Raw genomic sequence first — 25997 nt, forward strand, 5'->3', positions numbered from 1 at the left:
CCATGACCTCACTTAGAATAAGTTCAAAAACATACTTTCGCCTAGATATTTACTTTTCACATAGCTTTCGGTTACATATATCGGATATAGATGATTTGCCCACCTTCGGTCAGCACCATAGCATACAGGGTTTCGCTCATTGATGATATTTGCTGTAATCATATCGACTTCTTCTGAGTCAAGGCCCTGTTCTACTTGCTCATCGCTTACGAGTATTTTTTCCAATTTTAGTACGCCATCAAAGGTGTTGTTTGTATAACGACTTTCGCGGATGCGGACAAACCATACTGCGAATGTTACATCACCAATGACTGGCGAGTCATACATTTGAACTGGTGTCCTTGAATAAAGGGGGAGCTGGGCAATTTGAGAAGAGTTGTTGCGTCCATCCTTATCAATACAATAAGCTGGATTAAAAGATTTGGATACACCAACTACAAACTGATAATTATTTTTAAACCTCGCCAACTCTGCCTTACTGGATATTCCATGCACCTGATATTCGAGGGAACCGTCTTTAAGCAGAAACCTTGTTGGTAGAAGATGTCCCCTTCTAACAAGCTCTGCTACCATCCGAATTTCACGCTGGGCCATATATTTTTGTATCACAGCTATCCCTTTATTTTCTATTTTATCGCCCTGTGCAACACTTGTAGAGTAGGGTATGATTTTCGCAAACTCAACGCCCTTTTCTCGGAGGTCTGCTCGTGCGTTTATCTTTTTGAGTAAGTATTCAAAACTTAATTCGTCATCATCCCAATCACTGGATTTTGCAACTTTGGGAAGAGAGATAACGAGATGCCGCTCATATGCCGGGGCTTTTAATGGAAACATTTCTCCTTGTTCGCGCAGACAGCACCCAACTCCAACCTGTCCAGCAATAATAGGATAAATCTGATTTCGGTATGACATATCATCGACTTTATATGTCTTCCGCGACCCATCAAGGAAATAATGAAAGAGCGGTTCCGTACCAACAATTTGATCGACTACTCGTTTCAGTGGAACAGTCTTTTTGTGGGTTTCTGTTTCACCATATCGTTTCCAAGTGAAGTGATATTGATGATCGTCATAATCAAAGCGAGGGACTTCAATACCGTCAAATCCATACTTATATGTCTTAAAGCTACTTCCATGGGTCTCAGAAGCGATAATATCTAGGATAGATGCCATTAGCTAGTCCCTCCTCTGCCGCTGACGTTCGAGAAGTGTAATTGCAATAAACATAGGGCTATCTTGCGCTGGGTAGCCTTACACTTGGTATAATACTACAGACGCCGACATTTTTCAACAACCTCCTGCTCAATTATCCGTGTAATAGGATCAATTATATAAATATTTCTTCCAAGCTGTCTGGCATAGTGTACCGTCGCTCCAGTACCGCTACGCCGAGCGCCATTGTAAACGGCTAATAAGATGGAAGAATGATCTACCAGGTAGCGGTTCCGTTTCATCATACAGTCCCTGCTATACGCTTGCCTCACATAGATAACCTCATTGGCCTGTACTAAAATAGAACGATAGAGTTCCTGCGCTGATGCTGTCCACTTGCTCTCCTGTCCCTTGCAGGGCAGGACACAATGGAGCTTCAGCGCAGGATTTTTCTTTTTGAGGTCGAGAACAATTTCGCTGCACCAGAGGTCTGTCCCCTGGGCCATCCCCGACAAAAAATCCGTCACGCCTCTATCCGCCAGTGCCTCAATCTGTGCCATCAGGACTTCCTTCAGCAAAACGCAGTCAGAGGCAGTTTCATCATACTTCCAGGGAAAACTTTTTGGCCGGTGGCCAGTAAATGCGCAGGTTGTCTCTGTCATTGGAACAATCCTCCCATACAAATAGTTGCTCCGCATTATACCAAAAAATCTTGCAAATATCTATTATCGTAGACTACCATTTTCACGTTTTCTCATACACTATCTGTTGAGAAAGCGGGGTGAGGCGGTGCAATTCGACAATAGTGCGGTTGGGAGGACGATACGCAATCTTCGCAATAAAAAGGGTGTATCCCAAGATGTTTTGAGTGGCTTTGCGGGAATTGCCCGTACTCATCTGACGATGATTGAGAACGGGGATAAGCAGGCCAACTTTGAAACACTTTGGAAAATCGCTAATGCGCTGGATATGCGCCCCAGTGAGCTTGTTGCCCTAATTGAGGCCGAAATAGAGCAAAATAGTTGATATTATGGAACGGGGTGCGGCAGTAACGGCAAGCAATGGCTCGGTATATACCGACCCCCGCTTGTTGGTGGCTGACCGCCCCCAAGCCCCGTAAGGAGCGGCGCAACGCGCCGCTCCTTTTAAGCCGCCTTCGGCGTCTGCTGCCCCCTTGGGGGACGGGGGAATATCGAGAGATTATCGTTCTTCCTGGCGTTGTTTCTGCCGTTTTTCTTCCTCGGATAGGCTCAAAATTCTCTCGGTGTTGTGTCTGGCGGTGAGTAGTTCCATCATCTCCGCCTTAGCTTTTTTCTGGTCGGGGTACAGCTTTCTGTTCTCCGCTGACAGAGCGGCGTACTCCTGTTTTAGAGATTGAATTGAGGGCCGTTTCTTCAGCCCCAGACTGTCAAAATACCGTTTCGCCGCCTCACAGGAAATAATGGCGCTGGCGTGTTGGGCGTAAAATTCTTCTTGCTTTTTGGGCGGCAGTCTGCGATACTGTGCGTAAATCTCGCGGGTCTTGCTGTATGTGCCGATGTGCCTTTGTAGCGCAGAGATTTCCTCCATCCTCGCGCTGTTGGCCTTGGTGCGGTCAGCGAGGTCATGGTACTTCTGAGCGGCGGCATCACAGGCTGCTTCCAAATCCGCATAGGCCAACAGGTCATGCTCCTGCAAAAAACTCAGCGTCTTTGCCATCTCTTTCAGATTGAACACACTGGCCCACCGCTCATAGCCAGGGAAACGGGCCTGCTGCATTTTCGACTGAATGTCGATCAGCAGATTAGGTGCTACCTGTTTCTGCACCGGCGTGATGACCCGCTTGCCGGAGATGCGCTCCAGGATAGCAGCCTCGGTGTAATCCTCGCCCAGAGAGGAACAGCGAATGAATTTCTTGCCGCCTGGGATTTTGAAGGCCAGGTGCTTGCCCCGCTTGACCTCCACGCCTGCCGTTTTCAGCGCCGCCAGGAAGCTGTCAAAGTCTTTGCAGCCGGTCAGAGTGGCGTCAATCATCCGCTCCAACTGTTCCCGAACGGTGGGCGGTTTCTCACCCAGCCAGTTGCCGTAGCTGCCCCGGCTGGGCTTCGGATTTTCGATTACCGACAGACCATTTTCAAGGCAGAGAATGTCGGAGATTTTTCGGACGGCGAACGAGGAATCCCAAAAATTATTGAACTTTCGGGAGCAATCCAATGAAGTGGAATTGAACACAATATGCGAGTGAATATGTTCCTTGTCCACATGAGTGCAGACGATGAAAGCGTGTTTTCCCTTCGTCAGCGACATCGCCAGCTCATAGCCGATTTTGTTTGCCAACTCCGGCGTGATCTCTCCCGGCTTGAACGACTGCCGCAGATGGTAGGCAATCACGTCATGCGCTTTCTGATTGCGCCCGGTCATCGTGGCGTATTGCCGCTTTGAAAAAAGAAACTCCTGATCCACGATGGCCGGATTGCATTGGTAGGCTGACACCAGTTCACCGCCGTCCGTTTTCTCAGGATTTTTCACATAATCGGTTGTCCTGCCCAGGGCCTCGGCCACCGTCCGGCCCTTGCCTGTATGGAGGGGCATCAGGCGTGTTGTTGCCATGCTCCGCCCCTCACTTCAACCGCGAGAGCTGCTCCAAAATCTCCCCGAACAGCCGGTTGGTTTCGTCTTGCTTGATGCAGATGTCGTGGGCCTCACCAGGGTAGACCGCGCCGCCGGAGTTCATCTGGCGGGCCATTTGGTTGACATTGTTGGAGATATAGCGCAACAGCTTCGCGCACTCCGTCAGCTCTGGGATTTCCAGATTGACAACGTAGCCGTCAATCGCCATTTTACGGATAAAGCCGCTCATATTGCGGACACCCGCCAATGCCATTTTTTGTTCGATCAAATCCCGTTCTTTGTCGGAAACCTTGAAATAGATGCCTTTTTGCTTCCCATTTTCTACAGTAAAAATGCCTCCTAAAAAAATGGCGGCAGGATAAGGTAATCATATGGTCCCCTGCCCATGGCCGCTCTGAAAGCCCTGTGGCACAAGGCTTTCAAGCTCCTAATTGTCCACGCTCCGCCCTGCGCCGCCGTTCGCTCTCGGCCTTTTGCTGGCGGTGAACAGCAGCGGCGCAGTCGGGACAGTATTTCCCCCGGTTGGAACCTGGACGGAACAGCGTCCCGCACTGGCAGCAGCGTTTGCTTTTGTTCTTGTAAAGCAGAGCTGTTTCCAATTCCCTGTCCAGCGGCAGGACAGCGGCCCGGAAGTATTTGCAGATTAGAGAACGGGAAATGCTTTGAACGCAGACGCATGGTTCCCAGCCGTCATCCAACAGCAGACAGTTTCCATAGACATTGTTGCAGCACTGATGCACCAGCCCGCGAACACGCTGGAATTGCCGGTAATCAAAGTGGGGAAGGGTATTTTCCAAGCAATTATCCTTTCGTGATTTGAATAAAAGGGAGCGGTCCGCAATCGCAGACCGCCCCTTGGCGTGATTATGCACTTTCCTGTTCCTGCTGCTTTTTCCTCTCCTGCGCACGACGCCACTTTTTACGGCCTTTGGCCCAACGCTGACGCACCTTTTCCATCTCTGCCAGTTCCTCCGGCATCAGCTCCGGGAGCGGCACGTCAAACTTGCCGATGAATTTCAGATAGATGTCCACTTCCTGAGTGCGCTCTCCGCTGGAGCGGTCTGGCGCATGGACGAGGATTTTATCTACAAATTCGTAGATCATCGGGGTCGTCAGCACAGAGAAGTCGGTATACTTCCTTGCCAGCTCCAGAAATTGATCTACTCTGGCGGTATCCGCTTCAAAGGCATCCAGTTCAGCCTGCTCCTGGGCGATGGCTACCTCCAATGCTTCTTGCTCCTGCTCATACTCGCCGGACAGCACCTCAAACCGCTTTTCCGAAATCTTCTCACCGGCGTATGCCTCGTAAAGTTTCCTTATGAGGCCGTCCAACTCTTTGGAGCGTTTGCAATCTTTGGCGAGTTTCCGTTTTAAGTCCTTTGCGGCCTGGGCCTGCCGAATTTCGGATGCTGCCCGGACTCTTTCGATAAACTCGGCCTCATTGGAAATGGCGTAGGTGCTGACCGTCCTGATGGTGTCCAGCAGCAGCGCCCGGATGTCCTTGGTACTGATGTAATGCCCAAAGCACTCCTGCTTGGTGTGGCAAAATGTCAGGGCATAAGTAGAGCAATCGTAGTGGTCGTAGGGATAGAGGCCGCTCACTGGGTCTTTGCCGCGATTTTCTTTGCTGGCTTGCGCTCGGCCACGGTGGTTATACATTTTCGCCCCGCAGTCGGCACAATAGAGCAGGCCAGTCAGCGGATTAGCAACGCCGGTGGTGTCTGTGCGCCTTACTGTCTTGCGCAGCCGCTGAGCCAGTTCCCAAGTTTCCGGGTCAACGATGGTCTCATGGGTGTTCTCGATAATCATCCATTCCTCCGGTGGACGCTTGATAGCGCGTTTGTCCTTATAGGACTCCTTGTACGTCCGGAAATTGACCGTATGCCCCATATATTCCGGTTTTCCAAGAATATGCGAAATGCTTGTCCCATTCCAGTCATAGGGGCGGCTGGCATCAAAGCTGTTCCGCTGTGTCCCTTGCCCCCGCCTGCCCATGTAGACGGAAGGACACTCAATTTTATCATCCCGCAGTATCCCGGCAATCTGGCTGGGGCCGTAGCCCTCTATGCTCAGGCGGAAAATACGCCGGACAACAGCGGCAGCTTCTTCGTCAATCAGCCAGTGGTGCTTGTCCTCCGGGTCTTTGCGGTAGCCGAATATAGCGTGGCTGGTGGTGGGTTTGCCAGACTTGCCTCTGGCCTGATATGCTGCCTTCTGCTTCCGGCTGCAATCCCGCAAATACCACTCGCTCATGATGTTAATAAATGGGGCAAACTCCCCTGTACTCTGGTCTGCGCTGTCCACACCGTTGCCGATAGCAATGAACCGAACACCCTTCTCGCGAAAGAGGACTTCGGTATAGAAACCAGTTTGAAGATAGTCACGGCCAATTCTGCTCATGTCTTTGGCAATGACACAGCCCACTTTTCCGGCCTCAATGTCCGCAATCAGCCGTTTCCAGTTGGGCCGCTCGAAGTTGCCGCCGGACCAGCCGTCATCGGTGTAGTGGATGCAGTTGGTAAAGCCGTGCTGGGCGGCGTAGCTCTCCAACTGCAATTTCTGATTGACAATCGAGTTACTGTCCCCAGCCGCCTCGTCATCACGACTAAGCCGCTCATAGAGGGCGGTAATTTTCTCCGTCTGCCTGCTCATACGGTACTCCCTTCAGGCTGACGGCTCATTTGTGGCAACATCATTATACCACATTCCGGGGCCATGTCCATAGTCTCGCTGCCAATTAAACGGATAATTTTATCCTCCATGCTTTCCTGGGCGGTGTCACTGAAATGGATACGCACTTTGTATGTAGTAGACCCGATCCGCCGGTATATAACGACGGAGTTTTCCCTTTGAACTTCGCTGATAATTTCTTTCCTTTCCTGCGGTCAGGCCGCATTTCCAGCACTTCCAATCGGTACGGTTTTTTCGCGCAGGCGGGTGCTGGTTTCCCGCCAGTATGTCTACTATCGCCAATGCGATATCCATCACAATGATCTCCCCCCTTTCGCTGAATGTATTTGCGTGTGATCTGCCGTTCCTCCCAAACGTGGTTCCTGCCCCCGGCTTGCACGGCGGCGTTGTTCTCTCCATTGGCGCGCTCATGTCGTGGCGCACTTCACCTGAAGCATATCTCGTTCGGACGGTCATTCAGCTGTGGATGTGCATGAGGACTTCCCACTAAGCGTATACAAAATCCTTGTTTTATGCAGTCGAATTTGGACGTTCATAAAAAATTTACAAATCGCCGTAAAAAGGACGGAACCGCCGAAGCAGTTCCGTCCAGTCCAATTTTCTCTTTAGTAGGCGTACACCAAATCGTGGAGAACGATTTCCTCCGCCCTGTGGCGGATATTGTTCATGTATCCCACCCAGGTCATGGGATCGGCGGCTTTCAGGGCCTCGGTCACACCCTCTCGCTTGGCAATCTCCTTGATGAGATATTCCATCTGTTCATTGCAGGCGGTATCGACCTCATAGAGATGCCTGAGCAGTCCCTCGGTAAGAACAAGTCTTGCCCATACGCTGGGGCGGTGTTCCTTTAAGTACCGCTCATGTTTCCGGCCATAATAGCCGATTTCGTACTTGGTGGTGTCTGACGGGGCAATGTCAGGGTAATAGTAATCGCCAATTTTTGTGTAGGTCAGCCCTAAATCCATAGTCATCAGCTCCTTTGTGGTGGTATGTTGAATGCAGTCGCAGAAAACGCCGAATTTTGTGGTATCACCGCCCTTCTCACAACTGCTTATGTCATTTTTGCCACAAATGAGCCGCAGCTATGTTGTATTTGGCAAGGCGGTCAGCCTTACCCTTTACAACATACATCTTCATACAGCTTTTTCACAAGCCCGTCAAGTTCTTTGTGCCGCTTCTGTGCCTTATTGATTTTCTGCTTGCATTCCTTGACGGTCTTTTCTTGGTTCTGGTCGGACGCTTCCCGGACGCGCTCTGTAAACTCCTTTTCGTTGTGCCGCACATACCAGCTCACGCGCTGGATAACGGCAAGAATGGCGGCTTCAATCTTCGCTGTGGGGATATAGTGCATGGTGCAGTCATGGGTAAGCTGGCGGTAGCCGGAGCAGACAAAAGCGTCCTCTATCCATTTCCCTTGCACAAGGTTGTAGCGGTGTGTCAACTTTGAGCCGCAGTCGGCGCAGTAGAGAAGCCCGGTCAAGCGGTTAGGGGCGTTCTGCCGTTTCGGGGCGCGGCGCACGGTTTCCCGTATCTTCTGTACAGTCTGCCACGTTTCCTCGTCCACAATGGCGGGGATTGCGCCCTCAAAAACGTGCTGTTCCTCCGGCGCGGTCTTTCGGGTGCTTTTGGTCTTGTAATTCTCGCATACGGTTTTCCCTAACACCTTGCACCCTGTGTATTCCGGGCGTTTCAGTATGTAGCCGATAGTGGTAGCTGACCATGCGTAGGGGTCGGCGTACTTTGCCGCCCGGACTGGCTCGCCTGTCCGCTTCCAATGCTCGGACGGGATAGGGATTTTCTCGGCGCGGAGTGTTTTTGCTATGCTGGCTATGGTTTCCCCGGCAAGGACGCTCTGGAAGATACGGCGCACAACGGCGGCGGCTTCCTCGTCAATTATCCATTCGCCTTTTTCCTCTTTGGAAGCGCGGTAGCCGTAGCAGACGCTCCCGGAACAGCGCAAGCCCTTTTCCATTCTTGACTTGAAAACAGTCTTAATTTTGCGGCTGGTGTCGGCAACGTACCACTCATTTATCACGTCACGGAAGATAGACATAATATCAAAGCCGTTTGCGGTGTCAAGATTGTCATTGGCGGCGATAAAACGCACATGGTACTCGTCAAAGGTGCGCTTCAAAAGCCCTACTTCAACCACATCACGCCCGATTCGACTCTGGTCTTTGATGATAACCGTTGCCACGTTCCCCGCCCGGATTTCATCCAACATAGCGTCAAGCCCCGGACGCTTGAACGTAGTTCCCCGGATTCCATCATCTGTAAAATGCCGGATATTGGTAAACCCGTTTTTCCTTGCGTAGTCCTCTAAAATCCGCTTTTGATTCTCGATAGATACGCTTTCCCCGGCTCGCTCGTCGTCATGGGAGAGTCTTTCGTAAAGGGCTGTGAGTTTGTCTTTCTCTGTCTGTTTCTTCATAGTGTGTAACCTCCTTTTTTGAGAATACCTACTTCTCTCAACCCTTATTGTAGTTATCCTTTCGGATCAGTAACCACATACGAGCTATGGAGCTGCATCAGGTTGGGCTTGAGCCAGAACCGGGTCTTGCCGGAGCCGGAACCGCCGATGACCAGCACATTTTTGTTGCGGGCGGTCTTGGGGTCCTTGGGGCGGCTGCTCATGGTAAGGCGTTCCGTCTGGGTGAGGATTACATTGTTCTGGAATACCGGATCGACATAAGGGGCGATGTCCTGGGAATTTCCCCATCTCGCAGAACCGTACTCGATATTTGGGCGGTACTTCTTGGCGTTTTTGCCTTTCAGGTAAACAGCCAGCCGGAGCGCCGCGCCGCAGCACAGCCCGACCAGCAGGTCCAGCGGGTGATAGCTGGGCCAGAAACTTCCAAGAGCCGCCGGAAGGACGGAGATCAAAGACAATACCTTTTCCGAAGCGTCCGCGCCCTGGGCCATCCGCCACGCCTCCCCGAAGTTGGTGGAAAACAGCCCCATCAGGATATAGGGCAGGTTCAGCAAAACGAGCTTCTTGATGTTCAGGGGCTTTTTCATCGTTCCAGCTCCTTTCGCTTTGTGCGGTCCACCACCGCGTTTTTCACCAGCTCCTTGAACTGGTTCAGCTTCGCCAGCACAGACGGGCGGGACGCCTTGCGGACCTTCTTCTGGGTGTACTCGGTAAACGCGGAGGTCAGCGCGTCCGCGTCGCGGGCCTTGAAAAAGACCAGGTACTTGGGCGGGGAGCAGCTGCGGTCCTTCTTTACCGCGTAATCCACGCCGTACTTCCGGGCAACCCGTTCAAACGCCTTGATGGAGGGGTCTGTGATCTCAAGATTGGACACGCCCTGGTTCTGCCCGATGAGCTGCTTCACCGTCTGCTTTCCCTGGGGCTTGACCTCCGCGCCCTTTTCCCGCTGTTTCTGCATCTTTTGCTCTTTCAGGTGCGCCAGATACTTCATAATCGCCGCTTTGAACAGCCTGCCGGTGAACTTTGTGCCGCTGACAATGAGCGTCAGGGTTTTGCTTTCCACTTCGTCCTGCATGGGTGTTTCGCCTCCTCTCTATGGATTTTCTGCATGGTTTCTCTATCGGAGCTGGTCTTGCCGGTCATAGTGCAGGTTTCCGTTTCGGACCTTCGCATGGCTCACAATCTTGATATGCCCCTGTTCCTGGCGTTCCAGGGACTTTTTATATCCCTCCTCGGTGAGAAAGGCGCGGCTGCATTCCCCTTTCCAGCCAACAGGGGAATCAGCGGTCAGGGTATCAAAAATAATCATGTGCCGGGTGTCCTCCGCGAACCGGTTTAAGTCCATGTAACTATGGCCGGAATACTCCCGCGCCCCGGCTTTAAGCCGCATTTCCTCCATCAGCTGGCCGATGGTCTTTTGCTCAGGCATGGTGTGCGCCCCCTTTCTCCCGGCCCTGGCCTTTCACCGTCAGAATCCCGTCCAGCGTGGTGGCGGTGATCCGCAGGCGTTCAGCGGTGGCAATATCGTTTTTGACCGTTTCATCGGTCGAGTGTCCGCAGACCACCAGCACATGGGAGCGGTAATCGGGGTCCCCGCAAAATTGAAGATTTTGTGGGGAGAGGAGGAGCAAGGGAGCGGACGCAGTTTTCGCCGACAGGCGGAAACGGAGTTTAGCGGACTTTGCGACGACGAAATCTCTGGCGATGTCGATTCCGTCCTTGTGTTCCTGGGGGATTTCATCCTTCAAAAACAGCGGCAGGAACAAAACAGGGCAGACCGGGGAATATCCGGTGTCATACACCTGGCGGCAGTAGCTGGCGGCGTTTGCCGCGTTTTCATGGGGGGTCTTGCTCCAGGGAGCAGTGATATACGCAAGCGGTCGTTTCATAACAGATTCCTTTCTCCCGGCAGTTCCGGGCAGACAAAAACGGCCAGCTTTCAAAAGCCGCCGTACATATCGTGGTTGACCTGTGAGGTGTAATGGTTGCTCATGGTGGTGGGCGCGTTGAACAGCACCGTCAAAAGGTACTGTTTCATGTTCCGTACCTCGGTGGTGTTCTTTTGCAGGCAGTCCATGACAAACTCGATGTGGGAGCTGTCCAGCTTTAGGAAGCGGGAACGCACCACCTCATGGGGGAAGTCCGCCCCGGCAATCCGGGGGGTCTTACGCTTCGCGCAGACGGTTTCCACCAGAAGCTCCACGATCTCGTCCAAGTCCTCCCGATAGGTCCCAAACCGCTGTTTGAGGCAGTCATACTCGATATTCTCCAAAATCAGCTCCCGATAACTTTCCATCTCTGTCAGTGACATCGTTTCCCTTCGCTTCGGTTCCGGTGGCTTTGCCGCCGTTCCCCGGAAGGGAAGGGAATCGGTAATTGATCCGTCAGTAATTGATTTTTGGGTATTTAATTTCTCTATACTTATTTGCGTTGGATTTTCCGTTGACGGTTTTCCCGTTGACGGATTATCCGTTGTCGGAAAACCCGACAACGGTTTTGGGGGCAACGGTTTTGGGGGCAACGGTTGGGCGGGCGGTTCCTCTGTTACCGGACGCTCATAAATCACATACTCGTTGGCGCTGAACTTGCCGCCCGCGTCGGTGGTCTGGCGGCGCTTGATGTACCCCGCCTTTTCCAGCTCATTGACTGCGGAGCGGATGGCGTCCTTGCTTTCCCGGTTGATAACAGCCAGGCCGGAAAGGGTGTAGTCCCAATCCTCCGGCAGTGAGAGCATCTGGGACAGCAGGCCCTTTGCTTTCAGGCTCAGGCTCTTGTCCCGCAGATGATAGTTGCTCATGACGGTGTATCCCTGTGTGCGTTCTACGCGAAAAACGGCCATTTTCTGCACTCCTTTCGTTTCCCAGGGCATGAAAAAAGCCACAATCCCGTAAAAAGAATTGCGGCGTTCATTTGCTGGCTGACTTCTGCCTGTACCGGTGAAAAAACGGCGGCATGGGCGGTTTGTCAAACAGGCTCTCTAACTGCGGAAACGTCAGGGTTTGAAAAATCCGGTCAATCTCAATGGTTTCCATGTTTCGCTGGGAGCGGCAGTCCTCCCGGATGGCTTCTCTGATTTCCTTAACGGTACACATATTCATTCCTTCCTCTCAATTTGTCGGGTTTACGGGTGGCGTTTCTTTTTGGGCTTGAAGTCCAGGATATGCCCCTCAATGACGCGGGCATACCGTTTGATTTTGATGTCCCGGCGTTTCTGGCTGGCGAGAACGGCCTGGTAGCCGTCCTCGTCCAGAAACAGGCGCGTTTCATCGCCGGGTGCGCCGTAGGCGGTACGGGGCCGCAGGACGGAAAACTCCACCATCCAGCGGGTCTTATCCTGAAACCGTTCCACAGCCAGTATGTTGTGGCCCTTTAACTCCCTGGCAACGTGATCTCTCATAGGCGCTCCTTTCAGCGTTCCTGATCTCTCTGACGCTTTTTCTGCCACTGTTCCAGCAGTTTGATGATGGTTTCCTGCATCCGGGCAGGGGTGTAGCTTTTGGGAAAATACTTCCGCAGGGTGTCGGAGGTAAACGTCACCTTGTCCAGATCGCTTTTCTTTTCCTCGCCCATAATCGCCCGCATTACATCTATGGACAGATGCCCCTCCTGACTGAATTTTTTGAGCCGCTGGGCTTGGGAAAGGGAGGGGGTGGCCTGTTCGCTGTCCATCGCGTCCAAAAGCTGGGTCTGTTCTTCTTTTTTGAGAAAGGACAGCTCATAGGCCGGGTTCAGGGCAATTTTCTTTTCGTCCACCATGTTCAGCAGTTCGGGGATTAACTCGGTCAGGCGGATGTAGCGTTGCACCTGCCTTTGACTTTCACCAGCTTGATTTGCGACAAGCTGAATAGAAGTGCTGGACTTCTCGCCAACTTGGCGAGAAGTTAAATCCGACCGTTCTCCTTGATGTTTGATGGCCTCCAATTTCATCTTGTAGGCAAAGGCCCTCTCGCTGGGGAGCAGGCTTTCCCGTTGTAAATTGCTGTCAACCATGATAATCGTGGCGGCGTCATCGTCCAAATCCCGGACAATCACCGGCATGGTTTCTTTCTCTGCCAGTTCGCTGGCCCGATGCCGCCTGTGTCCGGCTACCAGCTCATAGCCGCCGCTGGGGTCGGGTCTGGCAATCGCCGGAACCAGAACGCCGTACTGTCGGATGCTGTCGGCGGTTTCCATCATGGCATCATCATCTTTGACCTTGAAAGGGTGGCCCTTGAACGAGTGCAGCTCGCTTAAAGGGATTTCTACCACCTTTTCCCGCCCTGCATCGGCGCGGCTTTCCTCGGTGGAAAACAGATCATCGACCGATGCCAGCTCTACTTTTTTCGCGCTGCTTTTCAAGTTTCAACACCTCCTTGGTCAGATTTGCGTAGCCTTCGGCTACTTTGCCTCCTGGATCGTGGGCGAAAATGCTCCTGCCCTCCGCGCTGGTTTCCTTTGCCCGGACAGAATGGGGAATCTCTGTGCCGAATACCTTGATTTTGCTGCCGTAGGTTTCCCGCAGCAGGGCGGCAATCTCTTTGGCAAAGTTGGTGCGGTTGTCCACCATCGTCAGCAGGATACCGTCTATTTGCAGTTTCGGGTTGATCTGCCGCTTGACTTTGGCTACCGTAGAGAGCAGCTGTTCCAGCCCTTTGGCGGGCAGATACTCCGCCTGGACGGGGATTATGATCCGGTTGGCGGCGGCCAGCGCGTTGACGGTGAGCATACCCAGGGAGGGCTGGCAGTCTATGAGGATATGGGAATACTGCCCCTTTACACTGTCCAGATATTGCCGCAGAATCGTTTCCCGGCTCATAGCGTTTACCAGCGACACCTCCATGCCGGACAGCTGAATATCCGCCGGCATCAGGTCCACACCCTCCGGGTGGCGCAGAATCCCCTCGCCGGGGCGGACCGGCTGATCGGTCAGGATACGGCCCATCGCGTCAGAGAGGGTAAAAGGCAGCTTATCCGGCTGGGGATTGCCCAGGCTGATGGTCAGGCTCCCTTGCGGGTCCCCGTCAATGAGAAGCACTTTCTTTCCGGCCTGCGCCAGTCCTATCCCTAAGTTGGCACAGGTTGTGGTCTTGCCCACACCTCCCTTTTGGTTGGCGATGGCGATGATTTGCGTGTTCAAGATAATCACCTCGTTTCTTGGTATGAAAAAAGGGAGAATGTGACCGGAATCAACATTCTCCCTTAGAAACGATATGTGATTGTGCAATAATCTGTCTTTTGTGAGGTTAGCTTTTGAGAGCCATCTCGCCGCAAACCCGCATGAATACTGGATTTTTGCCTGTTTGCTTTCCCTTTCCCCAATAACCTGTGTTCAACGAGTGGTATGCAAAGGATATCAGCCGCAAGGTACGCAGTTCAAAAAAACTGCGCGGCGACGCCTGGCGACCCCATGTGTCCGCCGCCCTACGGCTATAAAAAAGACCCCAAGGACAAGCACCAGCTAATCGTTGACCCGGAGGCCGCTGAAACCGTCAAGAGGATTTACGAGATGTGCCTGCAAGGTACGGCCAAACTTCAAATTGTGATGTATCTGAACGACCACGGCATACCCAGCCCCACGGCTTACCGAAAGTTAAAGGGCCTGCCCTACTCCCCGGCTATATCGGACGCTCCCATGTGGGGCAACAAGATTATAACCGACATTCTCAGAAATCCTATTTACACCGGGGATTTAGTACAGGGCCGCCGCCGGGTGAAAAGCTACAAGGTACACAGCACACGGCATGGAAATCGTGCGGGCATTCAGGCATTGCGGCTGTGTGCAAGAGTTTGGCGGGGCCAAACTCTCAGAGATTGAGCGGAGACTCCTGGCCGGAGGATGAATGGGTGCGCGTGCCCGATACCCACGAGGCGATTATCCCCCATGAAACCTTTGACAAGGTGCAGGCCCTACTGGTACGCGATACCCGGACTTCCCCCAAAGGGCGCGAGGTTCACCTGTTCAGCGGTTTTCTGAAATGTGCGGACTGCGGGAAATCCATTACCCGCAGCCAGAGCGGGAAAAATATCTATTACGCCTGCTCCACTTACAAGAACCGCTCCCGGACGGCCCGCACCATGCACTCTATCAAGCACAACCGTGCAAGCATGTATGCTTGAAGGCCGCCGTCCTGTTCGCTATCCAGTATCAAGTGAACACCGCTGTTTCCTACTCGGAGCTGATTGCCTGTATCAATTCGGCCCCGCTGAAAAAAAAGTCAATCCCACCGCCTTAACGACCAGATTGCCGACCGCAGCGGGGTCACCCTGCGCATCTATCACCGGCTGGTGGAACCCATGGAGCAGCGTAAGATTTTGCAGAACGCTACCCGCAAGAATAAGCTCATGCCCGGGGGCAACGATGTGAACGAGACCATCGAGGCCCAAGGGAACCTCCAGGATGTGGTGAAACTGTTGACGAACCTGCGGAAGAATAAGGAGCCGCTTTTGCATTGTTCAGTATTTATCGAGCTCAAGGTTCGGAGCCTGGACAAGCTGAAGGAACTCCAGAGCGAAATCAGTATGGAGGTGGAGGAACCATGCCAAATATTGCACCGCTAATTTTTGTGGCAACGCTCATGTTCTGTGTTCTCAGCGGAGTGACTTTACTGGCGCACATCTACAATCTCAACAATGTTAAGGCAAAAACCGTTGGAGATGGTCAGCATGGTACCGCGCGGTGGGCCACGAAAGCTGAGATAAAAAAGGTGTACCGCCATGTCCCTTTTACGCCGGAGCGTTGGCGGGAGCAGGCGGCTCACCACCAGGAACCGAACATGGAAAATGGTGAGCTGCTCCCCCAGGGCATCGTGGTTGGTTGTACCGGCAGAAAAGAAACCACAGCCATGGTAGACACCGGTGATGTCCACACCATGATGATTGGCACGGCTGGCGTGGGCAAAACTGCATACTGGCTTTATCCCTGCATTGAGTATGCCTGCGCTTCTGGTATGAGTTGGTTAGGAAGGGATACCAAGGGGGACGTGGCACGGAATTATGGCGCCATTGCTGAAAAATACGGCTACCATGTTTCCGTGATTGATCTGCGAAACCCCACACGCTCCCATGGCAACAATCTGCTCCATCTCGTCAACAAATATATGGACGCTTACTTGGAGTGTCCCGACCAGCTTGCTTATAAAGCAAAGGCGGAAAAGTACGCGAAGATCATCGCCAAGACTATCATCATGTCCGGCATGGACGGTGCGTCCTTTGGCGACAACGCTTATTTTTACGATGCCGCCGAGGGTCTGCTGGCGGCGACGATTTTACTGGTGTCAGAGTTCTGCGAACCGCAAAAGCGGCACATTGTTCCCGTGTTCAAAATCATCCAAGAACTTCTTGCCCCCTCCCAGCAGAAAGGCCAGAACCAGTTCCAGCAGCTCATGGCTATGCTGCCAAACGACCACAAGGCCAAGTGGTTTGCGGGTGCTACGCTGAACACCTCCAAGGAATCCATGGCAAGTGTTATGGGTACGGCGTTGTCGCGCCTTAATTCATTCCTTGATTCGGAACTCGACCAAATTCTGTGCTTTGATACGGAGATAGACGCAGAGCGATTCTGCAACGAGAAGTGCGCTGTTTTCGTAATTCTGCCGGCGGAAAATTTCAACTCGTTCTTTATGATTTCGCTGATTATCCAGCAACTCTATAGAGAAATCTTGTCCATGGCGGATGAGAATGGCGGCAAGCTGAAGAACCGGGCTATCTTCTACTGCGACGAGTACGGCACGAGTGCGACACGTTTCTAAGTGAAGAGCTTAGACACAAGAATAGCTTTATTAGAAAATTGAAAGGAGTTTCTAAAATAACTTGTAGAACTGATATCCCGATAGGTGGAATGAAGGGGTAACGCCCCCAAACGCCTACCTTGAAACTGCGACAGGCGGGGAATTGTGCAGTAAATTTCCTGTCTGAGAGCTTGCAAAGTCGGCAGAAGTATGTCCAAACAGGGCTGTCAGCCGCTGTGGAACCCGGCCTGGAGGCAGGCTGTGCAGATGATATGCCGGAGGTCTATAAGATACCCATGGTGAGAATGTTGTTACAACTGACGAAACCCCGAATGAACGGCTCTAGACGAATGGGCGGCAGAAATGCCGCTGCCGTATAATTGCGGTGTATGCGAGGGCGAGTAAAAATGTGTACTATGAAAGCCCTTATACCATTACAGGTGATATGATAGATAACTATTGCATACAGGGCCAAAGGGCAGCCTAAATGTATATACAGGTAGGGATATTGGAACGTGGGAAGGCCGGAGCATGGAGCGGATTGCACCGCTGTGAAATGCTGGCAGGGAATCCATAACCTGCCTTTGTCCGGTTGAGAGTGATGCCACAGTACCTGTGAAGCGGCGATAACAAGCCGTGGAGGGATAGGCATTAGTCGTATTATGTGAACAAAATAAAGTTCGATTCATTTCATAGGTTCGAGTAAGACTAAGAAAAGCCGACTTCCGCTCGGAGGTGTCGGCTGACTATGACAACAAGCAAGAAACCGAAAAAGCAAAAACTAAGAAATGGGGAATATTATGACCTGCAAGATGTGTTTGACAAACTGTACTCAGAGAGCAAAAAGGGTAAAATTTTCACCAAAATCATGCCGCTGATACTTTCTGAAAACAATATCTGCCTTGCCTACCGCAACCTGAAAAAGAACAGCGGGAGCAAGACAGCGGGGACAGATAAAAAGACCATCAAAGACCTTGAAACATGGAAAGAGCCTGATTTAGTGCGCTATGTACGCAGACGGTTGGAGTGGTACATTTCCCAGCCGGTGCGCCGGGTGGAGATACCCAAGGACAATGGTAAAACGCGCCCACTGGGCATACCCAATATCATGGACAGGCTGATTCAGCAATGCTTTCTGCAAGTGCTGGAGCCCATATGCGAAGCGAAATTCCATGACCGCAGCCTCGGGTTCCGCCCAAACCGCAGCCAGGAAAACACGGTGGCCGTGGCCTATTCTTTGGCCCAGCGCCAAGGCTTGCATTTTGTTATAGACCTGGATATTAAAGGGTTCTTCGACAATGTGAGCCACGGTAAACTGCTCCGGCAGATGTGGGCTTTGGGTATTCGGGACAAAAAGCTGCTGTCCATTATTTCCGCTATGCTGAAAGCAGAGGTTGCGGGGATAGGTTTCCCGGAAAAGGGCACGCCCCAAGGCGGCGTCATTTCTCCGTTGCTCTCCAATATCGTACTAAACGAACTGGATTGTGTGGATAATACTTCAGCTTCGCTGAAGTATACAGCCAATGGGAAACCATGCCTATGCGCAGAAATTATACCCATATCCGCAACGATAACGGTGTAGAGGACAAGGGGATACCATGTTTTAAGGGAAAAGGCCAATTTGAAAGAGTGCTACGGCCTGCGCTATGCGGACGATTTCCGTATCTTCTGCCGGAAAAGACAGGATGCGGAAAAGCTGTTCATTGCCACGCAGAAATGGCTAAAAGAGAGGCTGGGGCTGAATATCAGCCCGGAGAAATCACAAATTGTCAATTTGAAACGACACTATTGAGAGTTTCTCGGCTTCAAAATAAAGGTCTGCAAAAAAAGCGAAAAGAACGGCAAGCCTAAGTACACAGTGGTGTCCCATGTTTTGGATAAGCGCAAAGAGAAAATCAAAAAGCGCGCCGCTGAAATGGCGGAAAAAATCAAGTTCCCTGCGGATAAGTTTAAAGAACACAAATTCATAATGGACTATAACTCTTATGTGATGGGAGTCCATAATTATTATCGCATAGCGACCCATGTAAGTCAAGATTTTACGGAAATCGGCTTTCCGGTCAAACGGACTATGAAATGCAGATTAGGTCAGAGACTAAAGCGTGAGGGGAATACATTACCCCCATTTGTTCAGCAAATGTATGGTAAGAGCAGACAGCTCCGCTATATCAGAGGGTTGTTCGTCCTGCCGGTATCCTATGTCCAGACAAGGCCGCCGAAGCACAGGCCCCGGGATTGGTGCGTGTATACACCAGAGGGCCGGGCGGCAGTCCATAAAGCGTTGGAGAAAGTCAACATTCCCATTTTGCATTATCTGATGGAACATCCCGTAAGAAACGAGAGCATTGAGTACAACGATAACCGTCTGGTGCTCTATTGCGCTCTCTCGGTGGCAGGTGCCTCCTGTCATGGTGGCAGGTGTAGGGAACTTACCACTTGAAAAGAGATTACTACAGAAAAGAAAAACCTTCTTTGATTGGCAAAATAATTCGGCAAACTGCGCCCTCACAGCTTATTCCATGTCCAATTCCCCATCCCGCATAACCAAGTCGATCATCCGGGAATCCAACTTTAGCTTTTCCAACTCCTTCGCATCGGCATAGCAGATTTCAGGTGTGGTCTCCATCCCCAGCAACGTGCGTCCGATCACCGCCGCTGACAGGGACGCTCCCAGCACAGAACTGTGCTCGCCATCGGCAAAGTAAAGCTCCCCGTCCGGGTGGGCGTTAGCCACCTGCCACCAGATTCGTCCCACCGGGCAGACCGCCGCGCTGATCTTCTCAGCCAGCACCTCATATGCCTCGCTCATGATGGTCTGGCCTGCCGGATTATTCTTCTCGCTCCAGGTCATATACAAAAAGATTTTTGTGCCCTTCGGAGTGAGCGCGGCCATTTTCTCCCCGGCTTCCAGCAGGGAATCTTTGCCGGGGAACGGGTGGGCGTTGTGCTGCAAAACCACAGCGTCATACCCGCCGCACATAAGGTTAAAATAGGTCTGGGACTGGCCCAGGTGCCAATCCAAGCCCATGCCGGGGTGAGTGAGCATCACCGGCTCGATGGGCTTGCTTTGGCCTTCACAGAACGCCTTGACCCTCAATGGAACATAGTGGACAAAGGTGTGGCTGTTGCCGATAAATAATACTTTCATAAGCGGCTCCTTTATTTGATAAAATTGGTGGTTCCGCTTTGCATCATAGCATATGAAGCGCGCTCCATGTCAAGGCTTTTTTTCAAAAAATATATGCTTTTAGAGCATATCATCCTATACAAACAAAGTATTTGATTATCTTGATTCCCGCTGATATAATGGGGAAAACAGAGGGATGAAAGGACGGATACCATGACCAGACCCTACACTATTTGCTATTTGAACGTCAGCGCGAAATGCCATATAGACGGCGGCATCGTCAGCCCTACCCTTGAAGTGCGGGGCCGGGGCGTGCATGGCATCATCCATGTGCTTACCGAGGACATCTCCAATCACTATTTGGAGTACCTGCGGGAGCAAGGCATCTCCTACATTTTCTGCGGGAAGGAAAAACTCGACCCTGTGCTGATGATGGAAAAACTCTACAGCAAATTCGGCATCAAGAAAGCCATTATCTCCGGGGGCGCTTATGCCGACTGGACGCTCTTATCACACGGCCTGATTGATGAAATCAAGACTATGCTGGTGCCTGTGGTGGACGGCGACCCACACTCCAACACTCTGTTTAAGAGGTTCGAGAGGGATGAATCCCAGCCTGTGGCGCTGTCCCTGGTGGATGTGGAGAGAGTAGAGGGCGATGGCCTGATGATCACCTACAAGCCCAAGAATGTGCGTGAAAATTAAGGAGGAAGCATTATGAAAATTGGCATCATACAGACAGCCCCCAACAACTGCGCGGCGCTGGATAAAATTGCGGCACGGTATCCCGGTTTGGACATCGTCCACTATGTAGACGGTTGCCCTGGGCGCACTTCGAGGCGGCGGGTAATGTGGTTAACGACAAGGTAAACGATATCTTGGCGGCAGATTTTAATAAGCTGATTGACGCGGGGTGCGGGAGCATCGGCCTGCTCTGTAACCAAATCAAAGGCGGTGTCGAGAAGGTGCAGGAGAGCGTGGCGCCGCCCATATTGGTTTACGATGATGTGCTGGCCCGGCGCGCCGTGGCGGTCACTCCAGAGGGTGGCAAAATTGCGGTGGCGGCCATGAACACAGCTGCCCTCGGCCCCACCAAGCTGGCGGTAGAATTTGCCGCCCGGCAGGCAGGAAAGAACATAGAAGTTGAACCCATCTGCGTGGAAACCGCCAAAAACTGCCTGGCGGAAACCGGCAGCACCGAGCTGGCAGACCAAGATTTCGAACGCTGGCTGCGGGCGAACCAGCAGAAATACAGCGCCTTCGTGCTGCCCCAGGTGCCGCTGACCCGGCTCATGTCCCGTCTGCGGGACATGGAAACGCCTGTATTTGACAGCATGGAGCCGTTTGTGGACGAATTGGCAAAGATGTAAAACGATTTGGGAGGGGTATTATGTTTGCAAAAATGTTTTCCCGACGCTTGTGGAACCGGGACTTTATCCTAGTGCTGCTGGTCTGCTCCATCGCGTCCTACACCAACAGCATCTTTATTTCACTGCTGCCGGTCTATGTGCTGTACTTGGGCGGCACCAACGCCCTCACCGGCATGATGATGACCGGCCTGACCCTGCTGGGTATGGTCACCCGTGTCATTGTCGCGCCGCTGATCGACCGGATAGGCCGCAAGAAGCTGCTGGTCATCGGCAGTGGGCTCTACGCCCTGAACGCCCTGGCCTTCTGTTTCACCAAGGACTTGAACGTCCTGTTCGCCCTGCGGGTGCTCCACGGCTTCACCCAGGGCATCTTCTTCCCGGTGCCGCCCACCATGGTAGCCGACATCTCCCCGGAGGACTTACTGGTGGACGCCATGGGCTTCTTCGGCATCAGCAGCTCTCTGGTGTTCGCGGTGACACCTACCATCGGCCTTGCCATCTACAACAACCTTGGCCCGGAGGCCATGTTCTGGTCAGCGGTGATTATGGGGCTTATCTCCTTTGCCCTGTCCCTGCCTATCAAAGAACACTACCAGCGGCCTGCCCAGCCAGAGAAGAACGAACCCAGGCCAAAGACAGGCTTACGAAGACAGGCTTACGGCTGGACAAGGTATTCCTGACTCTGGTACTGCTGCCCTCCATGATAAGCCTGTTCATCTACGTGGGCAACGCCGCTGTCATGAGCTTCCTCACCCCCTGCGGCCTGGAGCGTGACATTGCGCAGATAAGCCTATACTTCCTGGTCAACAACCTTGCTGTCATCGTCTCCCGTTTGACGGTAGGCCGGGTGATTGCTTATGTGCCCAAGCGCACCTGCATCCTGTTCGGCATTATCCTGTGCGGGCTGGGCACAGGGCTGATTGCCATTGCCTACAACCTGGCGCTGATGATGCTCTCCGCCGTGCTGGTGGGCGTGGGCATCACGGCGGTGACCCAGCTTTTGCAGGTGGAGGTCATGCTGGCCGTGCCCAGCGAGCGCCGGGGGCTTGCCAGTACCGCCTTTATGCTCATGGGCGACATCGGCAACGGCGCGGGCGCGGCAATCTGGGGCGCTGTCTCCGCTGGGGCGGGGTATGTGCTGACCTACGCGCTGGCGGGGGTGTCCACTCTGATGGGGTTGCCTGTTCCACAGAGCGTATTGGAAAAAGCGCAAGTAAATTCAAAATAATAACACGAAAGCCGGTAGGATGCTCCTACCGGCTTTTCCATATCAATACATCCTCAAAACTTGTAAGCAAACTTTATCTGTCAAAATGCGCGGAAACTTCCTTCAGCTTCTCAATGATAGGCAAATGCTGGGGGCACATCTCCTCGCACTGGCCGCACCCAATACAATCCTTTGCCGCGCCGAAACTCTTTGTCAGATTGGCATAGTTGGTGAAGTTCACCGTCCAGCCCTTCTCCTCCAGGTGCTCCCGCATATCCTCGTTATAGAGGGAGAAATACTGGGGGATGCAAATCTTTTGGGGGCATCCCTCGGTGCAGTAGGAGCAGCCGGTGCAGGGCACAGCAATCTGGCCGTTGATGATCTCCCCGGCCCTCATCACCATGGCCTTCTCCTCATCAGTGAGGGGCTGGAAGTCCTCCATAAAGCTGAGATTGTCCTCCATCTGCGCAAGGCTGCTCATGCCGGAGAGCACCATCTTCACCCCCGGCAGGCTGGCGGCAAACCGGATGGCCCAGGAGGCCGGGGACAGGCTGGGGTCGTGGGCCCTGAACAGCGCCTCCACCTCTGCGGGCACCTTCGCCAGGGTGCCGCCTTTCACAGGCTCCATGACCGTCACCCACTTGCCGTGCTTCACCGCTACGTCGTAGCAGGCTTTGGACTGTATCCACTGGCTGTCCCAGTCCAGGTAGTTAATTTGTAGCTGGACGAACTCAATAAAGGGGTACTTGGTGAGGATCTCGTCCAGCAGTTCGGCGGTGGCGTGGAAAGAGATGCCCGCCGTTTTCACCAGGCCCGCCGCTTTCTTTTCTTTCAGCCAGTTGAAACAGTCGAACTGCTCATACTTGGGGTAACTGCCCGCCTCGATGCCGTGAAGCATATAGTAGTCGAAATACTCCACGCCGGTCTTGCGGAGCTGCTCGTTGAACACAGCGTCTCTGTCCTCCAGGGAGTTGAAGAAGCCGTTATGCAGCTTGCTTGCCAGGGTGAATTTGTCCCTGGGATAGCGGCTGGTGAGCACTTCCTTGACGGTGGGCTCGCTCTGGAACCCGCAGTACATCCAGGCGGTATCGAAGTAAGTAAATCCCTTTTCGATGAACAGGTCTACCATCTTCTTGACCTGCTCCACGTCGATTGCGCCCGCGTTTGCGGGGTCGGTGGTGGGCAGGCGCATGAGGCCGAAGCCAAAGTTTTTCATAGTGTGTACTTCCTTTCCAAATTTTCTCCATTATACAAATTAGAGCCTACTCCATGTCAAGCCCTATTTCCCAAAATATCCGGCAATTTCCTCCATCCTCGCCTCCTGCTTCACATGGAAGGGGCACCGGCTCTCGCAGTGGCCGCACTTCAAGCAGTCGCCAGCGTGGAGGGGCAGCTTCTCATAGTGGCCTTTTGCCAGCTCGTCCCCAGCCAGAGCCAGGTCGTAATATTTGTTGATAAGCCCCACATTCAGCCCCTTGGGACAGGGCTGGCAATGGTTGCAGTAGACACAGATGCCCTCGGCGCTCTTGGGCGTGAACTCGCCAATAACGGAGTAGTCCCGCTCCTCGGGGGTTGAATCCACATAATGCAGGGCAGTCTGCAAATCCTCCAGACTGCGTACACCCGGCAGCACGGTCAGCACGGCGGGACGGTCAAGGGCATACTGGATGCACTGGGTATGGGTGAGTGTCCGCCCAAAGAGAGAAGTCTTTTCGTCCAGCAGTTGGCCCCCAGCAAAGGGTTTCATGACGGAAATGCCCACGCCAGACTTCTCGCAATCCCGATAAAGCTCCAGTCGCTCGGCGACCTCGCCCTTTGCATACTCCCCTTTCTGGTAGTCATAGGCCGGATTGATACTGAACATAAACAGGTCAACGAGGCCCGTGTCCAGCAGGCGGCGGGCGATTCTCGGCTCGTGGGAGGAGAAGCCCAGGTGCCGTATCTTCCCCTCTACCTTCAAGGACTTCATATACTCCCACACCCCGCCGGGAGCCAGGGCCTTGTCCAAGTCCTCGTGGGTGTCGATGCAGTGGAGATAGCCGAAGTCGGTGTAGTCCGTGCCGATGGTTTCAAAGTTCCAAGCAATCTGCTCTTTGATTTTCTGTAAGTCCTGCGTCCAGCCGTACTTGCCATTGCCGTACACCGCGCCGAAATGCATTTGGGTCAGCACCTTGTCCCTGCGCCCGGCGAAGGCTTTGGCGAAAGCGTAGAATGGCGGCTGATACGATGGGGCCAAATCAAAGAAATTGATACCGCTGTCAATGGCAGCGCTGACGATCTCCGCCGCCTTGTCGATGTCCTCGGGCAGGCTGCCGCCGCCCAGGCCGATGACGCTGATCTGTTCCTCCCCGTGGGGCAGTTTTCTGTATTCCATGCAAAGTCCTCCTTATTGCAATTTCTGTCCGGCCTCGCGCAGCTCCGCCAGCTTTTCCTCGGATTTATTCTCCTTGCCGTAGGCGGTGAAAATGCCCATGTCCTCCAGATGCAGATAGTTGAGGAAAGACTGCTGGTACTCGTAGAACGCCCCGCAGTATACATGGTTGCTGCCGGAACTGAGGATCAGCGCCGCCTTTTTGAGATTTTTGGGCTTATCCAGCGCGTAAATGCGGTTGATGGCGCACTGTAACTGTCCGGTGAAACTGTGGTATAGTTAACGCAGTTCAAAAGAGACATTCTGCCTCTTTTGAACCAGGCGACAAAGCCGCCCAGCTTGAAAATCGGTATGTACTGATTTTAAAGTGCGTTTACTACTATAAAACCATTCTATCACCAGAGAGGGAATAAATCAAATGCCTATGCGCTATACCATGGTATACTCAGAAAGCATATATCCGTTTTACCTACTGTATGCTCTTCTTCACAAAATCCAGCGACAAGCGGATAGCCCGCTCCTCGTCTGCGCCGGAAAAGCCGTGCCCCGCACCCTCGATCTCCACCAGCTCCGCCGAGGGGAACACCTCCACCGCCCGGCGGGAATACTCGATGGGCACCAACTGGTCGGCGGTGCCGTGGATGAGCAGCGCCGGGCCGGGGTAATTCTTTATCACATCGTAGATGTCAAAGGACATGGCGTCCTCGGCATAGATACGCCCCAGCAGCAGGCCCATGATCTCCTCGGTCTCCGGGATCTCCCGGCCCTCCATGCGCTTTTTCGCGTCGTCCTGCAAAACATAGGCCGGGAAAATAGCCACCAGCCCCCGCACCTTCTCCGGCTGGGTGCCCGCCACATAGGAGGCCACAAAGCCGCCTTGGCTTTGACCGGCGAGGAAGATGTTTTGGCTGTCGATCTGCTCCATAGCCGTGAGGCCCCCCAGCACCACCGCCATGTCAGCCGCCTCGGTGAGTACGGACATTTCCGTGGTTTCGCCATCGCTCTGGATGTCATTGCCCCCGCCGATGAAATCGAAAATATAGGCGGCAATACCATTCTGGGCAAAAACCTCCGCATAGGGCCGGTTATGGGCGCACTGCCCGCCAAAGCCGTGGGCCATAATAACTGCCGGGAATGGCCCCTCGCCTGCTGGCAGGTACAGCTCACCATAGATTTTCTTGTCATCGCGCTTAAAAGTCAAAATTTCCATTTTGCACTCTCCTTCAATTTGTGTTTTCTCTGGCTCGGCTGATTCGATCATTCCAGGTGTTTCCATGGAGGAAACAGGCTCTTGCCGGGACTCCGGCTGGGATTCAAGCGGGGCCTTTTGCG

The 25997-nt window shown here is 53.0% G+C and carries 31 protein-coding genes and 3 pseudogenes; 12 read left to right on the forward strand and 22 right to left on the reverse strand.

The genetic code is table 11. The annotated features are described in order from the left end of the window. Positions 1–12: 12 nt before the first annotated feature. Both D7X94_RS10810 and D7X94_RS10815 read right to left on the reverse strand, forming a co-directional pair. Positions 13–1173: a hypothetical protein gene (locus D7X94_RS10810; RefSeq protein WP_120427731.1), complete on the reverse strand. Its 1161-nt coding sequence runs from the start codon at positions 1171–1173 to the stop codon at positions 13–15. A gap of 95 nt (positions 1174–1268) precedes the next feature. Further along, positions 1269–1814: an SLOG family protein gene (locus D7X94_RS10815; RefSeq protein WP_120427732.1), complete on the reverse strand. Its 546-nt coding sequence runs from the start codon at positions 1812–1814 to the stop codon at positions 1269–1271. Between the two features lie 127 nt (positions 1815–1941). On the opposite strand from D7X94_RS10815, the gene D7X94_RS10820 reads away from it, so the two are divergent. Further along, positions 1942–2178: a helix-turn-helix domain-containing protein gene (locus D7X94_RS10820; protein ID WP_158590999.1), complete on the forward strand. Its 237-nt coding sequence runs from the start codon at positions 1942–1944 to the stop codon at positions 2176–2178. Between the two features lie 174 nt (positions 2179–2352). Here D7X94_RS10820 and D7X94_RS10825 read toward each other — a convergent pair whose 3' ends face one another. The 16 genes and pseudogenes from D7X94_RS10825 to D7X94_RS10900 all read right to left on the reverse strand — a co-directional run bounded on the left by D7X94_RS10825 (position 2353) and on the right by D7X94_RS10900 (position 14000). Beyond that, entirely contained in the window at positions 2353–3741 is a 1389-nt protein-coding gene (locus D7X94_RS10825; RefSeq protein ID WP_120427734.1) for a relaxase/mobilization nuclease domain-containing protein, read from the reverse strand. A gap of 10 nt (positions 3742–3751) precedes the next feature. After that, entirely contained in the window at positions 3752–4111 is a 360-nt protein-coding gene (locus D7X94_RS10830; protein WP_442857904.1) for a plasmid mobilization protein, read from the reverse strand. Between the two features lie 70 nt (positions 4112–4181). Next, positions 4182–4559 carry a cysteine-rich VLP protein gene (locus tag D7X94_RS10835; RefSeq protein ID WP_243111267.1) on the reverse strand — a complete coding sequence of 126 codons (378 nt, stop codon included), beginning with the start codon at positions 4557–4559 and terminating at the stop codon, positions 4182–4184. A gap of 67 nt (positions 4560–4626) precedes the next feature. After that, a complete protein-coding gene (locus D7X94_RS10840) occupies positions 4627–6414 on the reverse strand; it encodes a recombinase family protein (RefSeq protein WP_120427735.1) in 1788 nt (595 codons plus the stop codon). After that, the gene (locus D7X94_RS10845) at positions 6411–6629 is read right to left on the reverse strand and encodes a transposon-encoded TnpW family protein (protein WP_330558207.1); all 219 of its coding nucleotides are present in this window, start codon (positions 6627–6629) and stop codon (positions 6411–6413) included. The genes D7X94_RS10840 and D7X94_RS10845 overlap by 4 nt, the downstream gene beginning before the upstream one ends. A gap of 429 nt (positions 6630–7058) precedes the next feature. Continuing rightward, positions 7059–7418 carry a TnpV protein gene (locus tag D7X94_RS10850; protein WP_243111269.1) on the reverse strand — a complete coding sequence of 120 codons (360 nt, stop codon included), beginning with the start codon at positions 7416–7418 and terminating at the stop codon, positions 7059–7061. A 146-nt stretch (positions 7419–7564) separates the two neighbouring features. Then, positions 7565–8884: a recombinase family protein gene (locus D7X94_RS10855; protein ID WP_243111270.1), complete on the reverse strand. Its 1320-nt coding sequence runs from the start codon at positions 8882–8884 to the stop codon at positions 7565–7567. Positions 8885–8940: 56 nt separating this feature from the next. Then, positions 8941–9471 (reverse strand): annotated as a pseudogene (locus D7X94_RS10860) (type IV secretory system conjugative DNA transfer family protein); the annotation flags it as partial. Beyond that, complete coding sequence (locus D7X94_RS10865) at positions 9468–9959, reverse strand: PcfB family protein (protein WP_004070654.1); 492 nt, start codon at positions 9957–9959, stop codon at positions 9468–9470. The pseudogene D7X94_RS10860 and the gene D7X94_RS10865, both read right to left, overlap by 4 nt. A gap of 42 nt (positions 9960–10001) precedes the next feature. After that, complete coding sequence (locus D7X94_RS10870) at positions 10002–10313, reverse strand: DUF5720 family protein (RefSeq protein WP_120427739.1); 312 nt, start codon at positions 10311–10313, stop codon at positions 10002–10004. Beyond that, positions 10306–10773, reverse strand: a complete 468-nt coding sequence (locus D7X94_RS10875; RefSeq protein ID WP_120427740.1) for a DUF7768 domain-containing protein — start codon at positions 10771–10773, stop codon at positions 10306–10308. Before D7X94_RS10875 ends, D7X94_RS10870 begins: the two co-directional genes overlap by 8 nt. A gap of 50 nt (positions 10774–10823) precedes the next feature. Then, positions 10824–11723 (reverse strand): DUF6017 domain-containing protein, encoded by a 900-nt coding sequence (locus D7X94_RS10880; RefSeq protein ID WP_120427741.1) that lies wholly within the window; start codon positions 11721–11723, stop codon positions 10824–10826. Positions 11724–11790: 67 nt separating this feature from the next. Further along, on the reverse strand, positions 11791–11976 hold the full coding sequence (locus tag D7X94_RS10885; protein WP_016322379.1) for a hypothetical protein: 186 nt from the start codon (positions 11974–11976) through the stop codon (positions 11791–11793). Positions 11977–12005: 29 nt separating this feature from the next. Beyond that, positions 12006–12281, reverse strand: a complete 276-nt coding sequence (locus D7X94_RS10890) for a DUF5720 family protein (RefSeq protein ID WP_004054662.1) — start codon at positions 12279–12281, stop codon at positions 12006–12008. Between the two features lie 11 nt (positions 12282–12292). Continuing rightward, on the reverse strand, positions 12293–13222 hold the full coding sequence (locus tag D7X94_RS10895; protein ID WP_120427742.1) for a ParB/RepB/Spo0J family partition protein: 930 nt from the start codon (positions 13220–13222) through the stop codon (positions 12293–12295). Beyond that, complete coding sequence (locus D7X94_RS10900) at positions 13179–14000, reverse strand: ParA family protein (protein WP_004081473.1); 822 nt, start codon at positions 13998–14000, stop codon at positions 13179–13181. The genes D7X94_RS10895 and D7X94_RS10900 overlap by 44 nt, the downstream gene beginning before the upstream one ends. A gap of 204 nt (positions 14001–14204) precedes the next feature. Here D7X94_RS10900 and D7X94_RS19865 point away from each other — a divergent pair, with 204 nt between their 5' ends. The 6 genes and pseudogenes from D7X94_RS19865 to D7X94_RS19185 all read left to right on the forward strand — a co-directional run bounded on the left by D7X94_RS19865 (position 14205) and on the right by D7X94_RS19185 (position 19030). After that, positions 14205–14678: a recombinase family protein gene (locus D7X94_RS19865; RefSeq protein ID WP_279221778.1), complete on the forward strand. Its 474-nt coding sequence runs from the start codon at positions 14205–14207 to the stop codon at positions 14676–14678. A gap of 29 nt (positions 14679–14707) precedes the next feature. Next, positions 14708–14980 (forward strand): recombinase zinc beta ribbon domain-containing protein, encoded by a 273-nt coding sequence (locus D7X94_RS19870; protein WP_279221779.1) that lies wholly within the window; start codon positions 14708–14710, stop codon positions 14978–14980. Positions 14981–15157: 177 nt separating this feature from the next. Then, positions 15158–15421 (forward strand): hypothetical protein, encoded by a 264-nt coding sequence (locus D7X94_RS18770; protein WP_199715078.1) that lies wholly within the window; start codon positions 15158–15160, stop codon positions 15419–15421. After that, positions 15400–16593 (forward strand): annotated as a pseudogene (locus tag D7X94_RS10910) (type IV secretory system conjugative DNA transfer family protein); the annotation flags it as partial. The gene D7X94_RS18770 and the pseudogene D7X94_RS10910, both read left to right, overlap by 22 nt. 865 nt (positions 16594–17458) lie before the next feature. Further along, positions 17459–18382 (forward strand): annotated as a pseudogene (locus D7X94_RS19180) (reverse transcriptase domain-containing protein). A gap of 81 nt (positions 18383–18463) precedes the next feature. After that, positions 18464–19030, forward strand: a complete 567-nt coding sequence (locus tag D7X94_RS19185) for a hypothetical protein (RefSeq protein ID WP_243111271.1) — start codon at positions 18464–18466, stop codon at positions 19028–19030. 72 nt (positions 19031–19102) lie between these two features. On the opposite strand, the gene D7X94_RS10920 is transcribed toward D7X94_RS19185, so the two are convergent. Then, positions 19103–19738: a hypothetical protein gene (locus D7X94_RS10920; RefSeq protein ID WP_120427744.1), complete on the reverse strand. Its 636-nt coding sequence runs from the start codon at positions 19736–19738 to the stop codon at positions 19103–19105. A gap of 192 nt (positions 19739–19930) precedes the next feature. On the opposite strand from D7X94_RS10920, the gene D7X94_RS10925 reads away from it, so the two are divergent. The 5 genes from D7X94_RS10925 to D7X94_RS10940 are packed head-to-tail and all read left to right on the forward strand — an operon-like array spanning position 19931 to position 22315. Next, the gene (locus D7X94_RS10925) at positions 19931–20422 is read left to right on the forward strand and encodes a dihydrofolate reductase family protein (protein ID WP_120427745.1); all 492 of its coding nucleotides are present in this window, start codon (positions 19931–19933) and stop codon (positions 20420–20422) included. Positions 20423–20434: 12 nt separating this feature from the next. After that, complete coding sequence (locus tag D7X94_RS18480) at positions 20435–20587, forward strand: hypothetical protein (RefSeq protein WP_158591000.1); 153 nt, start codon at positions 20435–20437, stop codon at positions 20585–20587. After that, positions 20569–21087, forward strand: coding sequence for a hypothetical protein (locus D7X94_RS10930; RefSeq protein WP_120427746.1), 519 nt, complete (start codon positions 20569–20571; stop codon positions 21085–21087). Before D7X94_RS18480 ends, D7X94_RS10930 begins: the two co-directional genes overlap by 19 nt. Positions 21088–21107: 20 nt before the next feature. Then, complete coding sequence (locus D7X94_RS10935) at positions 21108–21767, forward strand: MFS transporter (RefSeq protein WP_120427747.1); 660 nt, start codon at positions 21108–21110, stop codon at positions 21765–21767. Positions 21768–21787: 20 nt separating this feature from the next. Then, positions 21788–22315, forward strand: coding sequence for an MFS transporter (locus D7X94_RS10940; RefSeq protein ID WP_120427748.1), 528 nt, complete (start codon positions 21788–21790; stop codon positions 22313–22315). Positions 22316–22388: 73 nt separating this feature from the next. Here the strand turns inward: D7X94_RS10940 and D7X94_RS10945 are convergent, their stop codons facing one another. From D7X94_RS10945 to D7X94_RS10960, 3 genes are all read right to left on the reverse strand, one after another. Then, the gene (locus D7X94_RS10945) at positions 22389–23510 is read right to left on the reverse strand and encodes an aldo/keto reductase (protein ID WP_120427749.1); all 1122 of its coding nucleotides are present in this window, start codon (positions 23508–23510) and stop codon (positions 22389–22391) included. 63 nt (positions 23511–23573) lie between these two features. After that, positions 23574–24668 (reverse strand): aldo/keto reductase, encoded by a 1095-nt coding sequence (locus tag D7X94_RS10950; RefSeq protein WP_120427750.1) that lies wholly within the window; start codon positions 24666–24668, stop codon positions 23574–23576. Positions 24669–25134: 466 nt separating this feature from the next. Continuing rightward, entirely contained in the window at positions 25135–25875 is a 741-nt protein-coding gene (locus D7X94_RS10960; RefSeq protein ID WP_120427780.1) for an alpha/beta hydrolase family protein, read from the reverse strand. Positions 25876–25997 lie beyond the last annotated feature (122 nt).

This window comes from Acutalibacter sp. 1XD8-33, assembly GCF_003612555.1.
Classification (GTDB): Bacteria; Bacillota; Clostridia; order Oscillospirales; family Acutalibacteraceae; genus Acutalibacter.

Coding starts and splice junctions, on each gene's coding strand:
- D7X94_RS10825 (WP_120427734.1), bottom strand. CDS start 3,741: ATGGCAACAACACGCCTGATGCCCCTCCATACAGGCAAGGGCCGGACG.
- D7X94_RS10920 (WP_120427744.1), bottom strand. CDS start 19,738: ATGAAAGTATTATTTATCGGCAACAGCCACACCTTTGTCCACTATGTT.
- D7X94_RS19865 (WP_279221778.1), top strand. CDS start 14,205: ATGCAAAGGATATCAGCCGCAAGGTACGCAGTTCAAAAAAACTGCGCG.
- D7X94_RS10875 (WP_120427740.1), bottom strand. CDS start 10,773: ATGAAACGACCGCTTGCGTATATCACTGCTCCCTGGAGCAAGACCCCC.
- D7X94_RS10960 (WP_120427780.1), bottom strand. CDS start 25,875: ATGGAAATTTTGACTTTTAAGCGCGATGACAAGAAAATCTATGGTGAG.
- D7X94_RS10925 (WP_120427745.1), top strand. CDS start 19,931: ATGACCAGACCCTACACTATTTGCTATTTGAACGTCAGCGCGAAATGC.
- D7X94_RS18480 (WP_158591000.1), top strand. CDS start 20,435: ATGAAAATTGGCATCATACAGACAGCCCCCAACAACTGCGCGGCGCTG.
- D7X94_RS10880 (WP_120427741.1), bottom strand. CDS start 11,723: ATGGCCGTTTTTCGCGTAGAACGCACACAGGGATACACCGTCATGAGC.
- D7X94_RS10810 (WP_120427731.1), bottom strand. CDS start 1,173: ATGGCATCTATCCTAGATATTATCGCTTCTGAGACCCATGGAAGTAGC.
- D7X94_RS10885 (WP_016322379.1), bottom strand. CDS start 11,976: ATGTGTACCGTTAAGGAAATCAGAGAAGCCATCCGGGAGGACTGCCGC.
- D7X94_RS10855 (WP_243111270.1), bottom strand. CDS start 8,884: ATGAAGAAACAGACAGAGAAAGACAAACTCACAGCCCTTTACGAAAGA.
- D7X94_RS10840 (WP_120427735.1), bottom strand. CDS start 6,414: ATGAGCAGGCAGACGGAGAAAATTACCGCCCTCTATGAGCGGCTTAGT.
- D7X94_RS18770 (WP_199715078.1), top strand. CDS start 15,158: ATGGAGCAGCGTAAGATTTTGCAGAACGCTACCCGCAAGAATAAGCTC.
- D7X94_RS10890 (WP_004054662.1), bottom strand. CDS start 12,281: ATGAGAGATCACGTTGCCAGGGAGTTAAAGGGCCACAACATACTGGCT.
- D7X94_RS10850 (WP_243111269.1), bottom strand. CDS start 7,418: ATGGATTTAGGGCTGACCTACACAAAAATTGGCGATTACTATTACCCT.
- D7X94_RS10870 (WP_120427739.1), bottom strand. CDS start 10,313: ATGCCTGAGCAAAAGACCATCGGCCAGCTGATGGAGGAAATGCGGCTT.
- D7X94_RS10935 (WP_120427747.1), top strand. CDS start 21,108: ATGTTTGCAAAAATGTTTTCCCGACGCTTGTGGAACCGGGACTTTATC.
- D7X94_RS10940 (WP_120427748.1), top strand. CDS start 21,788: ATGATAAGCCTGTTCATCTACGTGGGCAACGCCGCTGTCATGAGCTTC.
- D7X94_RS10865 (WP_004070654.1), bottom strand. CDS start 9,959: ATGCAGGACGAAGTGGAAAGCAAAACCCTGACGCTCATTGTCAGCGGC.
- D7X94_RS10945 (WP_120427749.1), bottom strand. CDS start 23,510: ATGAAAAACTTTGGCTTCGGCCTCATGCGCCTGCCCACCACCGACCCC.
- D7X94_RS10950 (WP_120427750.1), bottom strand. CDS start 24,668: ATGGAATACAGAAAACTGCCCCACGGGGAGGAACAGATCAGCGTCATC.
- D7X94_RS10815 (WP_120427732.1), bottom strand. CDS start 1,814: ATGACAGAGACAACCTGCGCATTTACTGGCCACCGGCCAAAAAGTTTT.